12 protein-coding genes, 1 tRNA gene and 1 pseudogene are annotated in these 15,009 nt (G+C 66.2%); 9 read left to right on the top strand and 5 right to left on the bottom strand.

What is annotated here, in order from left to right:
* Positions 1–75: 75 nt before the first annotated feature.
* From RVF83_RS21085 to nadC, 4 genes are all read left to right on the top strand, one after another.
* A complete protein-coding gene (locus RVF83_RS21085) occupies positions 76–351 on the top strand; it encodes a helix-turn-helix transcriptional regulator (RefSeq protein ID WP_005198872.1) in 276 nt (91 codons plus the stop codon).
* Positions 348–869, top strand: coding sequence for a DUF1990 family protein (locus RVF83_RS21080; RefSeq protein ID WP_005198873.1), 522 nt, complete (start codon positions 348–350; stop codon positions 867–869). Before RVF83_RS21085 ends, RVF83_RS21080 begins: the two co-directional genes overlap by 4 nt.
* Before the next feature lie 180 nt (positions 870–1,049).
* The gene (gene nadA, locus RVF83_RS21075) at positions 1,050–2,123 is read left to right on the top strand and encodes a quinolinate synthase NadA (RefSeq protein WP_005198874.1); all 1,074 of its coding nucleotides are present in this window, start codon (positions 1,050–1,052) and stop codon (positions 2,121–2,123) included.
* 14 nt (positions 2,124–2,137) lie between these two features.
* Positions 2,138–3,043 (top strand): carboxylating nicotinate-nucleotide diphosphorylase, encoded by a 906-nt coding sequence (gene nadC, locus RVF83_RS21070; RefSeq protein WP_005198875.1) that lies wholly within the window; start codon positions 2,138–2,140, stop codon positions 3,041–3,043.
* A gap of 49 nt (positions 3,044–3,092) precedes the next feature.
* On the opposite strand, the pseudogene RVF83_RS21065 reads toward nadC, so the two are convergent.
* Positions 3,093–4,692, bottom strand: a pseudogene (locus RVF83_RS21065) (DUF222 domain-containing protein).
* Positions 4,693–4,892: 200 nt separating this feature from the next.
* On the opposite strand from RVF83_RS21065, the gene RVF83_RS21060 reads away from it, so the two are divergent.
* From RVF83_RS21060 to RVF83_RS21040, 5 genes are all read left to right on the top strand, one after another.
* On the top strand, positions 4,893–6,962 hold the full coding sequence (locus RVF83_RS21060; protein WP_083877535.1) for a heavy metal translocating P-type ATPase: 2,070 nt from the start codon (positions 4,893–4,895) through the stop codon (positions 6,960–6,962).
* A 504-nt stretch (positions 6,963–7,466) separates the two neighbouring features.
* Entirely contained in the window at positions 7,467–8,891 is a 1,425-nt protein-coding gene (locus RVF83_RS21055; RefSeq protein WP_005198878.1) for a cutinase family protein, read from the top strand.
* A 284-nt stretch (positions 8,892–9,175) separates the two neighbouring features.
* Complete coding sequence (locus RVF83_RS21050) at positions 9,176–9,799, top strand: SipW-dependent-type signal peptide-containing protein (protein WP_005198879.1); 624 nt, start codon at positions 9,176–9,178, stop codon at positions 9,797–9,799.
* 129 nt (positions 9,800–9,928) lie between these two features.
* The gene (locus RVF83_RS21045; protein ID WP_005198880.1) at positions 9,929–10,858 is read left to right on the top strand and encodes a signal peptidase I; all 930 of its coding nucleotides are present in this window, start codon (positions 9,929–9,931) and stop codon (positions 10,856–10,858) included.
* Positions 10,755–12,395, top strand: coding sequence for a hypothetical protein (locus RVF83_RS21040; RefSeq protein WP_039880506.1), 1,641 nt, complete (start codon positions 10,755–10,757; stop codon positions 12,393–12,395). The genes RVF83_RS21045 and RVF83_RS21040 overlap by 104 nt, the downstream gene beginning before the upstream one ends.
* Positions 12,396–12,420: 25 nt before the next feature.
* On the opposite strand, the gene RVF83_RS21035 is transcribed toward RVF83_RS21040, so the two are convergent.
* From RVF83_RS21035 to orn, 4 genes are all read right to left on the bottom strand, one after another.
* Positions 12,421–13,713: an RNA polymerase sigma factor gene (locus tag RVF83_RS21035; protein WP_005198882.1), complete on the bottom strand. Its 1,293-nt coding sequence runs from the start codon at positions 13,711–13,713 to the stop codon at positions 12,421–12,423.
* A 3-nt stretch (positions 13,714–13,716) separates the two neighbouring features.
* Positions 13,717–14,061, bottom strand: coding sequence for a YciI family protein (locus tag RVF83_RS21030; RefSeq protein ID WP_005198883.1), 345 nt, complete (start codon positions 14,059–14,061; stop codon positions 13,717–13,719).
* A 143-nt stretch (positions 14,062–14,204) separates the two neighbouring features.
* Positions 14,205–14,277, bottom strand: a tRNA-His gene (locus RVF83_RS21025).
* 102 nt (positions 14,278–14,379) lie between these two features.
* Complete coding sequence (orn, locus tag RVF83_RS21020; protein WP_005198884.1) at positions 14,380–14,979, bottom strand: oligoribonuclease; 600 nt, start codon at positions 14,977–14,979, stop codon at positions 14,380–14,382.
* Positions 14,980–15,009 lie beyond the last annotated feature (30 nt).

The raw sequence follows: 15,009 nt of genomic DNA, 5'->3' as shown, positions 1-15,009 counted from the left end.
CTGTGTTGAGTGCTGCTCCGGTATAGAAATACCACGGATGCGGTATATCTATACCGCATCCGTTAGGCTCGGGGCATGGTCCGCAACCCGTTGACCCCGGAACAGATCGCCGCCGGTCGCCGTCTGGGCGCCCGCCTGCGTGAACTCCGCGGCGCCCGCCCCCTCGGTGAGGTGGCCGTCAGTGCCGGGATCTCCCCGGAGACGCTGCGCAAGATCGAGACCGGCCGCATGCCGACGCCCGCGTTCGCCACGATCGCTGCACTCGCGCGGTCGCTGGACACCTCGCTCGACGACCTGGCCCGTGTCATCTCTGACTCGGGCCTCGACGCCGAGGTGGCGCGCGCCGGGTGACCCCGCACCCGTCGGGCCTCACGTATCGCGAGGTCGGTGCGACCGCCGGAAAGCTGCCGGCGGGCTACCACCATCTGCGTCGCTCGCGCGTGATCGGTGCGGGTGAGAAGTGCTTCTTCACCGCTGCAGGCCGAATCCTGAACTGGGACATGCATCGTCGCGCCGGAATTGGGGTCGACGCGTCAACCCCGCCTGCTGCGGTCGGTTCGGCGGTGACGATGCGCTTGGGCATCGGCCCGGTGCGGATCTCCGCTGCGTGTCGGGTCATCGAGGTGATCGATACGGTGTCGAGCGATGCAGGCGCCGAGCGCGGCTTCGCCTACGGGACCCTGTCCGGTCATCCGGAGATCGGGGAGGAGCGGTTCTGGGTCGAGCGACTCCCGGACGACTCCGTGATCGCCCATATCGTCGCCTTCTCACGACCGGGTCGGTGGTTCACCCGGCTCGGCGGCCCGATCGGACGGATCGCACAGGCGAGGATCACCGAGCGGTACCTCGACGCCCTGATGTGTTCCTGACCGGTCGGCCGGTTCGGGGGCGTAGGGGCGACGGGAATGAACGGAGTGTGGTGAATGTTACGATGCATAGCGTTTTCGACCATGAGTCGAAAACCCTGCCTCGGACACACGGCCCGTGCTCCGGGGACACCGATGACCCGGTGGTCGTAGACGTCCGCCGGGACAGCCAGAGGAGTGGCAATGAGCATCACCAGTGATCGCCCGGCGGCCGTGACCGCGCCAGCTGTTTCGGGTTCGGCGCTCATGGATGCCGAATGGTTCGACGCACCGGGCGGCTACGCCGGTGTCGAACCGACTCAGGAGTGGGCGGACGAGGTTCGTCGCCTCGCACGTGCCCGCAACGCGACCCTGCTCGCGCACAACTACCAGCTTCCCGCCATTCAGGACGTCGCCGACCACGTCGGTGATTCGCTGGCCCTGTCGCGTATCGCGGCCGAGGTCGACTCCGACGAGATCATCTTCTGCGGTGTGCACTTCATGGCGGAGACCGCCAAGATCCTCAGCCCGGAGAAGCGCGTCTTGATCCCGGACGAGCGCGCCGGATGCTCGCTCGCCGACTCGATCACCGCCGACGAGCTGCGCGCCTGGAAGGCAGAGTTCCCCGATGCGCTCGTGGTCTCGTATGTGAACACCACGGCAGAGGTGAAGGGCCTGACCGACATCTGCTGCACCTCGTCGAACGCCGTCGACGTGGTCGCGTCGATCGATCCCGATCGCGATGTGCTGTTCCTCCCGGACCAGTTCCTCGGCGCGCACGTCAAGCGCGAGACCGGCCGCGACAACATCCATATCTGGGCGGGCGAGTGCCACGTGCACGCCGGTATCAACGGTGACGAGCTGGCCGACCAGGCCGCGTCGCACCCCGATGCCGACCTGTTCATCCACCCCGAATGCGGTTGCGCCACGTCGGCTCTCTATCTGGCGGGCGAGGGTGCGGTGCCCGAGGACCGCGTGAAGATCCTCTCGACCGGCGGCATGCTCGACGCTGCCCGTGAGACGGGCGCCAAGCAGGTTCTCGTCGCCACCGAGATCGGCATGCTGCACCAGCTGCGCAAGGCCGCACCGGGCGTCGACTTCCAGGCCGTGAACGACCGCGCGTCGTGCCCCTACATGAAGATGATCACCCCGGCTGCGCTGCTGCGCTGTCTCCGTGAGGGTCGCGACGAGGTGTTCGTCGACATCGACGTCGCGGAGAAGGCCCGCAAGAGCGTCGAGCGGATGATCGCGATCGGTAATCCGGGTTCGGGCGAGTGACCGGACGCTCCGCGGTGAGTGAGGGTTTCATCGGACAGGCCTCGGCCGGTGGATCACTGGAACTGGTCGTCGACGATGAGATCCGTGCCCTGATCCGCACCGCCCTCGATGAGGATCTCCGGTACGGACCCGACGTCACCACGACCTCGACCGTCCCGGCCGGCGCCGTGGTCGACGCCGCGATCGTCAGCCGCGCACATGGCGTCATCGCCGGTGTGCCGGTGGTGATCGCGGTGTTCGACGAGGTCATCGGCGAGGGCAACTTCGAGGTGACGGACGCGGTCGCCGACGGTGGTGTCGTCGAACCCGGTGACACGGTCCTGCGGGTCCACGCTCCGACGGCCGCGCTCCTGACGGCGGAACGCACCGCGCTCAACCTCATCTGCCACCTGTCGGGGATCGCGACTGCGACCCGGGCGTGGGTCGACGCGGTCGCCGGTACGTCGGCCCAGATCCGTGATTCCCGCAAGACGCTCCCCGGTCTGCGACTGCTGCAGAAGTACGCGGTGCGCGCAGGTGGGGGAGTCAATCACCGCATGGGTCTCGGCGACGCCGCGTTGATCAAGGACAACCACGTCGTCGCCGCCGGTTCGGTCGCCGCGGCGCTGGAGGCGGTCCGCGCGGCGGCTCCGGGTCTGCCGGTCGAGGTCGAGGTTGATTCGCTGTCCCAGCTCGACGAGGTTCTGCCTCTCGAGCCGCAGCTGGTGCTGCTCGACAACTTCGAGCCGTGGGAAACCCAGATGGCCGTGCAGCGACGCAACACCAAGTCGCCGCAGACCAAGCTGGAGAGTTCCGGCGGCCTCACGCTCGACGTCGCCGAGGACTACGCCCGCACGGGCGTCGACTACCTCGCCGTCGGTGCGCTCACCCATTCGGTGACCGTGCTCGACCTCGGGCTGGACATCCCCGCGCCTGAATAGGGACTGCAGTCGATCAGTATGACGTTGTGCCCGGTTTCCGGGCACAACGTCATACTGCTGCGAGCCTTGGGTACGCCGCGGCGAGGAGTAGTGAGGCGAGGGTGGCTTCGGCGTCGGAGGCGTTGCGGAGGTCGATGACCTGACGCATCTGTAGGCGTGGGGTATCGCCGGGCGCCGGTTCGGGTCCGTGGATTTCGGTGCGTACGTGTTGTAGGTGTTCGGCGAATCGTCGGGGTATGTCGGGTCGCCGGTTGATGTGTTCGGGGTTGGGGTGGTGCGCCGGGTTCGGCGTTCAACCGCCAGGCGCAGCGGCCTTCGTCGGGACCTTCACGGACCATGCGGGTGGTGTAGCCGCCGGGTTCATTGCTGACCATCCGATTGTGTTTCGGGCACGCCGGTGCGAGGTCGGTGATGTCGGTGAGTCCACCGAGACCCCAATCCAGTTGCGCGTGGTGCAGTTCCACGTGCGCGGCGGATATGCCGCAGCCTGGGGTGGAACAGACCTCGCCATCGGGTCGGGCGAAGGACACGAGACGTTGTTCACGGGTGGCCAACCTCTTGCCGCGCCCGAAGTACAGCGGGACGGCGGTGGCGTCTTTGAACACCGCCAGCCAGGGCTGTGCGTCCGCGGCCAGGTTGACGAGGTCAGTGATCGGGATCAGGGTGCCGGTGGCGGTGGTGGCGAACCCGGTTTCGCGTCGTAGGTCGTTGAGATCGGCTTTGATGATCAGCTGGATGGGCAACCCGCGGTGGCTCTTACCCAGGAGTCCGTCGTCGAACACGGCTTTCAGGAGTGCGTTGAGGGCGTCGTGGTTGAGCTGGGCGGGGGTGCGGTCATCGCGTGCGGCTGCGGCTTCGACCGCCTCGGGGTCGGCGTCCTCGATGGAACCGTGGGGGGAGTCGGGGTCGTCGGGGTTGTTCATACCGGGTTTGGCCCAGACGGCGAGCAGCATGGTGACCCGGGCGAGCAGCTCGGGTGTGAGGTTGGCGGTCATCTTGGCGGTGCCGTCGGCGCGTTGCCGGTTGACCGACAGATTGCGGCGACGTTTGCGGTCGGTGTCGTCGGTCAGTGTGCCGTCGGGGTCGAGGTGGGCCACCAAGCGCGCCCCGAGGGCGGTGATGTCGGCGGGGGTGTGGTCGACGGCGATCTCGGTCATCTGTCGTTCGGCGGCGACTTTCACGTCGTGGTCGGTGGCGTGTGGGATCTGGTCGAGGACGTCGAGTACTGCCCGAACGTGGGAGGTGCTGACCTTGCCGTCGGCCAATGCCTCTGCCAGAGCGGGGCGTTCGGGTTCGAGTGGTTCGCCGGTCGGGCTGAGGTGGGTGGCGGTCGCGTGGCGTTGTTTGGTGCGGCGCATGGGGTCGGCCACGCGTAGGCGGTGGGTCATGAACTGGGTGATGCTGCGGTGGCCGGTCTTGTGGGGTAGGTCGCGGTCGGCGATCTCGATGATCTGTCGGTCGCCGGCGAAAGTGAGTCGGGCGATGGCGCGTTCGGTGTCGGCGGCGACGTCGACGAGCTCGGCATCGGAGCACTGTGTCAGATCGGCGGTCTGCAGTTCGGTGGCGAGCCGGTGCAGTTCCTGGACGAGTTCGGAGGCGCGGGTCGACGGCCTGACGTCGGTCTGCGGGTTTTCGGTCAAGACGGTCACCCCCCGATGCCGTTGTCGAATGCATGTTCGACTGTACGCGTAATCCTGCTGCCGTGCAACGCTTATCGCGATCAGGTAGGTGGCCCGCGCTTGTCGGAGGTGTGTGCTATCGCGTCTCCCTCGGCGGGCTGGGCACCGGCGAACCCCGCAACGAAAATTGGCTCTTACGGTATACGGGTAGGGGGTATATAGTCGGTCGCATGAGTGCTACATCGACCCACCCCGGGCACGACACGGGTATGCACGAAGGTCACCAGCACGCTGGTGGCGATCACGGCGGTCACGCCGACCACGTCGGCCGGTTCCGCCGGCTGTTCTGGATCATGGCGGTGCTGGCCATCCCGACCGTGGCGTTCAACGAGATGTTCGCCCACCTGATCGGTTATTCGCTGCCTCACCACGGCTGGGTCATGTGGATCTCGCCCGTTCTGGGCACGGTCATCTACCTGTGGGGCGGCCGGCCGTTCCTCACCGGCGCGGTCGCGGAGGTCAGGTCCCGCACTCCGGGGATGATGCTGCTCATCGGATTGGCCCTCACCGTCGCCTTCGTCGCGTCGTGGGGCGCGAGTCTCGAGTTGCTGGACAGCGAGCTGAACTTCTGGTGGGAGCTGGCGCTCCTCGTCGTGATCATGCTGCTGGGGCACTGGGTCGAGATGCGAGCGCTGGCCCAGACGACATCGGCCCTCGACTCGCTGGCCGCGTTGCTGCCCGACGAGGCGGAGAAGGTCGACGGTGCCGGAACGGTCACTGTCCAGGTGTTCGAACTGGAGGTGGGAGACGTCGTACTGGTCCGGCCCGGCGCATCGATCCCGGCCGACGGGGAAGTCGTCGACGGCACGGCGGATGTGGACGAGTCGATGATCACCGGTGAGTCGCGACCGGTACGACGATCGGTCGGCGATCGCGTGGTCGCCGGGACGGTCGCCACGGATTCTGCGGTCCGTGTGCGGGTCACCGCGATCGGTGACGATACCGCGCTGGCCGGGATCAAACGGCTCGTCGCCCGGGCGCAGGCCTCGTCGTCGCGGGCCCAACGTCTTGCCGACCGCGCCGCCGGGTGGCTCTTCTGGTTCGCCGTCGCCGCGGCGGCTGTCACGGCCGTCGTCTGGACCTCGGTGGGCATGCCGGATTCGGCGGTCGTCAGGGTGATCACGGTGCTCGTCATCGCCTGCCCGCACGCCCTCGGTCTCGCCATCCCGTTGGTGGTGTCGATCGCGACGGAGCGCGCGGCGCGAGGGGGAGTGCTGATCTCCGACCGGCTCGCCCTCGAGACCATGCGGTCGGTCGACGCCGTGCTCTTCGACAAGACCGGGACGCTGACCCGTGGCGCTCCGACGCTGCGCGCCGTCGAACCCGCGGACGGCCGCACATCGGACGAGGTGCTGGTGCTGGCGGCGTCGGCCGAGGCGGACAGCGAGCATCCGCTTGCCGTTGCGATCGTCGAGGCCGCCCGGGGTCGGGACCTGGAGGTGCCGGCGGCGCAGGACTTCACCTCCTCACCGGCGGTGGGTGTCTCGGCGCGCGTGAACGGAACGCTCGTCGCGGTGGGCGGGCCGAGGTTGCTCGACAGCCAGGGTGTCGCGGAGCTCCCGATTGTCGGGACTTGGCGTGACGAGGGGGCGATCATTCTCCATGTCGTGGCCGATGGTGGGGTCGTCGGAGCGCTGGCGCTGACCGATGAGGTGCGACCGGAGTCGCGCGAGGCGGTCGACGGTCTTCGCCGCCGTGGGGTCGAAGCGGTGATGGTCACCGGGGACGCGCAGGCGGTGGCCGAGGACGTGGCTCGGGATCTGGGGATCGACCGCGTCTACGCCGGTGTCCGGCCGGAGGACAAAGCCCAGAGGGTGGCCGAGCTGCAGCGCGAGGGCAAGCGGGTCGCGATGGTGGGTGACGGGGTCAATGATGCGCCGGCACTCGCGCAGGCCGACGTCGGCATCGCCATCGGAGCCGGTACCGACGTCGCCATCGCCTCGGCGGGTGTGATCCTGGCGTCCTCGGACCCGCGGTCGGTGCTCTCGGTGATCGAGTTGTCACGGGCGAGCTACCGGAAGATGGTGCAGAACCTGTGGTGGGCGGCCGGGTACAACCTGATCTCGGTCCCCCTCGCGGCCGGTGTGTTGGCGCCGATCGGATTCGTTTTGCCGATGAGCGTCGGCGCGATCTTGATGTCGGTGTCGACGGTCGTCGTCGCGCTCAATGCACAGCTGCTCCGTCGGCTGGACCTCTCTCCCGATCGCAAGAGTGACCCTGACAGCGATCGAGTGACCTGACGCCGGATCTTCGGCGAGGGCTCGGACCCGCTACCCCCGGCGGTTCCGGGCCCCGTCGTGTCACCTGAGTCGATCTCGAGAGTTCGTTATCGAAAACGCTGACATCACACTGGTGATCTCACTCACACAGGATCATTTGTCCAACATGGTCCTACCTGCGTCGTTATCCGAAATCCATTGTGCCACAATCATATTCAGTTTCACCTATGAAACGGAGCCGCGCGGGGTGCCGAAAGTGTTTTCCGGGGATTCTTGAAATCGTCCCGTAATAGTCGAACATTCATATCTACTGACAAGTAACAACGATGCGGAAAAGGGGTCGAAAGGCCATCTCTGTCCGCGTCTGTTGTTCCGTCTCCCCAACGATGTGAAGATTTGTGACATTCCCTCATGAAGCTCTCTCCCTCTGCGCGCAAGCCCCGCCACGCGTGCGACAGAACCAGTAGATCGTCTCAATTCGGCCGATCCCGTTCCGCTCGACAATGGGCCATCGGTCTCGGTGGAATGGCGCTCGCCGCGAGCGTTGCGGTTACCGCATTCGGAGGGTCTGGCGCCGGCGTCGCCGCTCCGCCTCAGACGGTTCCCACCTTCAACCTCTTCATTCCCGGGACCTGGGAAACCGATGCGGCCGCTGACCCGACCCATGCCACCGGCGCACTGGCCGGGGTGGCCGACTCGATCTCGCGGACGCACGGCGACTCGGCGACCATCTACTTCCTGCCATACATGGCCCGCGCCTTCGACAACGGGCGGACGTACGCGGACAGCAAGGCCACCGCGATCGCTAACGCGTCGAAGGTCCTCGCCGACTGGGCGGAAGCCGATCCCGATCTGAAGTTCACGATCAGTGGCTACAGCCAGGGTGCTGACGCGGCGGGAGATCTCGCCGCGGCGATCGGGAACGGTGACGGCCCGATCCCGGCGGACAAGGTGCTGGCAGTCGGCCTGCTCGCCGACCCCGGTAACGGAACGGCTGGTCAGAAGACCGTCGGCCCGAGGCCACGCGGCATCGGGATCGCCGACCCGCGACCTGAGGGGATGGGGAGGCTGTCCGGGAAGGTCACGAGCATATGTGCACCCTCCGACCTCTACTGCTCCATCGACAAGCGGCGCCATCCCGTCCTGGGCAAGATCGGCACCGTTCTCAGTGAGGGGGCCGAGGATGTGGCGGACGCCGTCGAGACCGCCATCGACGTCATCGGCGCGATCATAAGGATCGACTATGCCGGTATGGGTGCGGACATTCGTCGATTGCCGCAGCTCATCGGGGTGGGAGACCTTCGCTCGGCCCATCAGGTCGCGGGGCGTGTGAACACGCAGTTGCGCCCATTCGTGAAGCTTGCGGACAAGGTGGACTACGCGAAGACCGCCCGCATCCTCGACCTCATTCCGGATCAGACGGGTCTCACCAAGGTCGGCGCCTCGATCTGCCGCGTACTCGATCGGGTGGACATCGAACGGAGCGCGGACCTGGTCGGGGAGGTTCAGGAGCTGACCTGGACGGCGGCGGGGACGGTGGGGGCACGAGTCGGTGCAGCATCGATCCCCGACACCGAGGTCTCGGCCGAGGAGGTTCTGGAGCTGGGGAAGGAGCTCGCCTCGTTGGTCGCGGACACGACCGTCGATGCCTCCGACGACGAGGGCGCGGGCGAGGGGAACTCCGGGGTGTTGTCCGAACTGATCTCGCCCGAGTTCAAGGAGCTCGGCAGGGAGCTGGCCAGGATCGTCACGAAGCAGGCCATCACCGACCCGGCGTCGCTGATCCGCGACGCCGTCACGGCGAAGGACTTCTACTCGGGGACCTCGCACACCGACTACGCGAAGCTCGTCGTGGACGAAGTGGGTAGGAGTGCGATCGCGTGGCTGGGCGTCTGGCTGGCGGACACCATCAACAAGGCCGGCTTAAAGGTGGAAGGCGACTCGGAGTAGGCCGCTGCCGATGTATGCCAATAGCTGTTGACGAAATACCAATGACCATTGTCGTAAATTTCGGGACATTAATGATCTTGATCAAATGTCCATTTGGATCTGTAACCCAAACGGCCGATAGATACGACAACAGATGTAATCAGAATTCTGGAACAAATGACCTAGAGGCGGTGAGTGACTTCACAGGACTAATCTCAGAAAAACGGATAACCAAAACGCCGAGACAATCTAATTTACTCGTGAGTAGCAATGAGCTACGCCCCCCGCAGAATGATGGACGGAAGATGACCAACAACCAGACCCCCACCAGCGCCCCCCTGACCGACGAAGAGCGCAACCGCAAGAGCCGCAAGCGCAAGGCGATCCTCGCCTCCGGTGCAGTCCTCGGCGTTGGCGCTGTGGTCACCCTCGCCGCGTGGAACGACACCGTGTTCGGTGCCGGAACCTTCGGCATCGGTGACACCGCATGGAACGTGCAGGCGAGTGTCGACGGCACCAACTTCGACGAGTATGCGGACAGCGCCGCGCCCGGTGTCATCTCGTTCCCGGTGGTGGCGGGTGTGAATCCGATCAACCTGATGCCGGGCCAGACCACGAAGGGAAGCTTCTGGCTCAAGGAGACCAAGGGCTTCATGGACGCCGATGTCACCATCCAAGCCCCCGCGAACGCGACCAACACTCTCGCCCAGGCGCTCTACGTGACCATCAAGGACGGGAGCACCACCTTGGTGAACAACAAGCAGTTGAGCACCAGTGGCGTTGCCACGACGTTCCGGGTCACCAAGAACACGGCCAAGAAGATCGACTTCGAGGTGACCTTGCCGGCCAACGCCAACCCGAACCTCCTCGTCGACACGAGTGTCACCCCGCGCTGGGAGATGAAGGCGCAGAGCGTCGACAACCCGTGAGTCGTCCTCGATCCGGCGGCGTGGGTGTTCCTTCCCGCCGCAAGTCGCCGCCGGGTCGAAGGCTTCTCACGACACGCAGTTGCATCGCCTGCCGGCGAATCCGCACCACCGACCCAGAGAGACTGCTCGATGACGACGACCGCGAATCCCGGTACCGGCCGACCCGACACGGATGTGTCCGGGATCCGGGACTCGTGGACGGTTACCGAACCGCTGAGGGTCGTGGAACCCGCCCCGCGTGCTGTGTGGACACCGGCTCCGAGGGTGTGCATCCCGGCTTCGGACGCGCCGACAGTGCCCATCCCGGTGGTGCCGATGCCGCCGGCACCGGACTCGACGCCCACCGAGCCGCTGTCCGTCGAGTCGCACGCGACGCGTCCGGCGACGCGCTCGCTGGGGAGTCGGCTCGTCGACTGGGGACTGAACATTCTCGCCGTGTTCGGCGTCCTGTGTATCGCGCTGACAGTCCTTGCCTTCGTGGGTAACTACACGATCGTCATGTTCAAGACCGGCTCGATGGACCCGACGATTCCGCAGGGATCCATCGCTGTCGTGCACGAGATCCCGGCGACCGAGGTGAAGGTCGGTGACATCATCACCGTCGACCGTGGGGTCGGTCTGAAGCCGATCACTCACCGGGCCATCGCCGTGAAGCAACTCGGCGGTGGTGAAGCCCTCATCGGCATGCAGGGCGACGCGAACCCGAACCCCGACCCGGAGCCCTACCGCGTCAGTCAGGTGCGGAAAGTCGTCTGGCACGCACCGGGTCTCGCGAAACAGATCGTCTGGTTGTCGAATCCCTATGTTCTCGGCGCCATCACCCTGGGAGCGGCACTCCTCGTCCTCTGGGCCTTCTGGCCGAAGTCTCCCAACGGCCGCCGCGAAGACGAGACTGCCGATTCCCCGCGCTCCTCACCCTCAGTTCCACCGCAACTCATAGAGACACACGGCAAGCATGAACCTCACCAAGCGAAGCAAGATCCTGATCTCCGTCGTCGGCCTCATCGCGATCCTCGGCGTGATCGCACAGACAACCGGCGTGCTCGCGGCATGGAATGACAAGGTGTTCGCGAGCGCCACATTCACTCGTGGCGAGGTGCTCAAGGGCTACGCGAGGTCGGTGACGGCGCACGCCATCACCAACCGTGCTATCACAATCGGCGAGTTCACCGCAACGAGTCTCACTTACACCCACACCAGCCCCGGTTCGGCAACGACGCCAAGCCAGAGTGGTTGGACGCACAGCCGCAGCACCGGGTTGCTGCTCCTGGGAACAGTGGTCGCGGACGGGCGGTCATCAGCCACCTACTCGGTCGGCCCCGGTGGGAACGTCACCGCAACTGCGGCGTCGTATGCGAAGGAGGTCGAGCTGTGGCCGACTCTGCTCGCCACAGTTCTGAACACCGACGACAGTCAGTATCAGGCTTCGGTGAGCTGTACGACCGACGACTGGGGGAACGTCGTTTCCACCAGTGCGGTGGCACCGTCGGGAGGCAACTTCCGTGTCGGGTTGTCTTCGAACTCTTTCCCAGTACCCGGAGCGGGGGGAACCACGACGATCAACAACGTTCTGGCGGCTGGATTCCGGGTTCAGGGGACGATGAAGAGCATCGTGACGAAGACCGCCAAGACAGCTCTGTCGACGTTGGTGCTCGATGTCGACATCAAGGACGCAATCACCATGGACGTCGTGTGGACAGTCACAGTCCAGTTCGTCCGGGCCGAATGCGGTATCGGGGAGGCGCTTCCCAGCGTCGTCCAGCCGGTCGCCGCCGGCGCTGCCGCTCGGATGGCACGCCTTTCTCCGTCATCGGAAAGCGCCACGCAGTCCGAGTCCGCGGAGACCTCGGCGGCGGAGAGCAGTGAGTCGCAGAGCTCGAGCTCTGAGAAGTCCGAGTCCGAGAGCTCCTCGTCCGCAAGCTCTTCCGAGAGCGGAGCCGCCGAGACTCCGGCGCTGAAGCAGGGGCCGACGACCCCGACCGACGTCGACGTCGGGGAGCAGTTCCCGGTGATCGCCACCGATGGCACCGACCTCGGTACGGCGACGATCCAGAAGGTCGGGGTCGGGTCCACGGCTCCCTCGGACGGCGCACGATCGACGGTCGCGGTGAAGATGGCCGTGACCACGTCGGACACCGAGGACGAAGGACGGTTGTCGTCGGTCGACTGGGATGACTTCGCCGCGATCGTCGGGGGAGTGCAACAGGCACCCGGGCGGGCGCCGAACGAAGGGCCGGAGTTGCCGGATCAGCTGGCGCCGGGCCAGACCTACACCGGATGGGTGACGTTCACCGCGCCCGGTACGGCCGGCACGGCGATGTGGAAGCCCGAGGGCACAGCGGGTTTCACGTTCGTCCTCCCGGACCCGGAGGTGCCGGTGACCTCGACGACGTCCACACCCGCACCCATCGCGAACGCGCCAGAACCCGGTGAACCGGACGCGGCCCCGACCGAGGACGCACCCCCGACCGAGGACGCACCCGCGGCCGAGGCGCCTGCAGCCGAGAGCGAGGACTCCGACCCGGTGCCCACTCCGCAGAAGAAGAGTCGGTCGAGTTCCGACGCGTCCTCGTCTGACTCCTCGGACGAGGAGTAGCCGGCGCAACGGGATCTGTCCGTCGTCAGAAGTCCCGCGTCAGCCCGGTGAGAGCGCCTGCGAGATAGTCGTCTTCGGCTTCGTTGCCGGGCAGTTCGAGTGCGCGACGGTAGGCGGCCGCTGCGCCGTCATGATCGTCGAGTTCCGCGAGTGTCAGTGCCCGCGCCACATGGAAAGGGCGGTAGCGCTCGAGCGCGGTGTTCGACGCCAGCCGGTCGAGCAGTTCCAGTCCTCGTGACGGTCCGAAAGCCCGTCCGATGGCGACCGCCCGTCCGACCCTGACCACCGGGCCGGGGTCGTGCGCCTCGAGCAGGCGGTAGAGGACGGCGATCTGCGCCCAGTCGGTGTCCTCGGCGGTTCGCGCCTCCGCATGAACCGCGGCGATCGCTGCCTGGATCGTGTACGCGCCCGCGTCACGTTGTGCTGCAGCGGATTCGGCGAGTGCGGTACCCTCCGTCACCAGCTCCGCGTCCCAGAGGGCGCGGTCCTGGTCGGACAGCGCGATCGGACGGCCGTCGGGGCCCACCCGTGCGGGCCGCCTCGACTCGGTGAGCAACAGTAGTGCGAGCAGGCCCTCCGTCTCGGCGCAGGGGAGCAGTCCCTGAAGCGTCCGCGCGAGGGAGATGGCCTCGGCGGTGATGTCGTCGCGGATGTGCGAGCTGCCCGTCGACCGTGCGAAGCCCTCCGAATACAGCAGGTACACAACGCGCAGGACGCCGCCGAGACGGGCGGGCAGGTCGTCGGGGCGTGGCGCATGGAACGGGACACCCAGTGCCTTGATCCGCTTCTTCGCGCGCACGAGTCGCTGCTGTGCGGTCGGAACCGGTATCAGGAGGGCGTGCGCGACCTCGGGTGTGGTCAGCCCGGCGACGAATCGCAACATGAGCGCGATCCGGTCCTCGATCCGTAGAACCGGGTGGGTACACGCGAAGAACATACCGAGACGTTCGTCGGGCAAAGCCGGCTGCGTGATGTCGGCGGGGTCGCCGAAGTCCGCCGGAACGGGCGCGCGGTCCCAATCACTCTGGAGCTGAACGAGTTTCCCGGCAAGGACGTTCTCCCGGCGCAGCGCATCGAGCACCCGACGCTTGGCCGTCGTGATCAGCCATGCTTCCGGCGATTCGGGGACGCCGGACCGCGGCCAGGTGATCAGCGCTTGGGTCAGCGCGTCCTGGAGTGCGTCCTCGGCACGGTCGAGGTCGCCGAATCTCTTGGTGAGGGTGGCGATGACACGTGTGCGGACGTCGCGGTCGATCGTGGCGACCGCTCGACGGGCCGCGAGAGGCGCGCCCGCCGAGCGGTCGGATGGCCCGTTCACGGCTCAGTACGGTGCAAGCGGCCGGATCTCCACGTGACCGCCAGGTGCCGATCCCGGGCTACGACGAGCCCATTCGATAGCCTCGTCGATGTCGGCGACGTCGATGACGTAGACACCGCCGACGAACTCGCGAACCTCGGCGAACGGACCCGACGACGCCACCACACGCTCCCCGGTGCCGTTCGTGTGCACGACCGCGCGTTCGTCCTCCAGGGCGAAAGAGCTGACCACGACGCCGGCCTTGGTGATCTCCTCGTCGAACGCGAAGAACTCCTCGGGCGTGGCACCACCCTCCTCGCCGCACGCCGGGTCGTCGACATGTCCCATGAGCAGCAGTGCGTATTTCATCGTTCCTCCACCTCATCTGCCGCCGGACCGGAGTGGCCCGACACCATGGTGACGTACGGTCGGACCCGATATCGACAGCAGGCGGAACTTCTCGGCGAAAACGAAAAGTGGGAGGTCCGAAATTCGGACCTCCCACTCGTCGGGGTGGATGACGGGACTCGAACCCGCGACAGCCAGGATCACAACCTGGTGCTCTACCAACTGAACTACATCCACCATCGGCATCGGAAACCTGGGCTTTCGCACCTGGCCTCAGAGCCAAGAACACTCTAGCGGGTAGATGCCGCAGAACTCCAATCGGTTATCTGACCTGCGTTTTCAGGCGGGTCCGAGATCCTCGACGATCTTCGCGAGCGCATCGACGTCGGGACCGGGAGCAGGCACGAAGGCTGCTGCGCGGTAATAACGGAGCTCGCGGATCGACTCGCGGATGTCGGCGAGGGCGCGGTGGGCGAGTCCTTTGTCGGGCTGCCCGAAGTACACCTTGGGGAACCAGCGCCGGGCCAATTCCTTGATCGAACTGACGTCGACCATGCGGTAGTGCAGGTAGGCGTCGAGTTCGGGCATGTCGCGGGCGATGAAGCCGCGGTCGGTGGCGATCGAGTTGCCGGCCAGCGGGACGGCGCCGGGCGTCGTCACGTGTTTGCGGATGTAGTCGAGCACCAACTTCTCCGCCTCGACCAGCGTGACGGTGGACGCGCGTACCTCTTCGGTGAGACCGGAATCGGCGTGCATCTTGGTCACGACGTCCGGCATCGACGCGAGAGCCTCGTCGTCGGCGTGGATGACGACGTCGACGCCGTCACCCAGGATGTTGAGATCACCGTCGGTGACCAGGGCCGCGATCTCGATCAACTTGTCCGACTCGAGTCGGAGGCCGGTCATCTCGCAATCGATCCACACCAGTTTGTCCTGCACCCGACAACCTTAACGAACCGGCACGACAAG

The organism is Gordonia rubripertincta, assembly GCF_038024875.1.
Lineage (GTDB): Bacteria > Actinomycetota > Actinomycetes > Mycobacteriales > Mycobacteriaceae > Gordonia > Gordonia rubripertincta.
The sequence above is the reverse complement of the archived record's forward strand: the minus strand, read 5'-3'. Positions and strand labels throughout refer to the sequence as shown.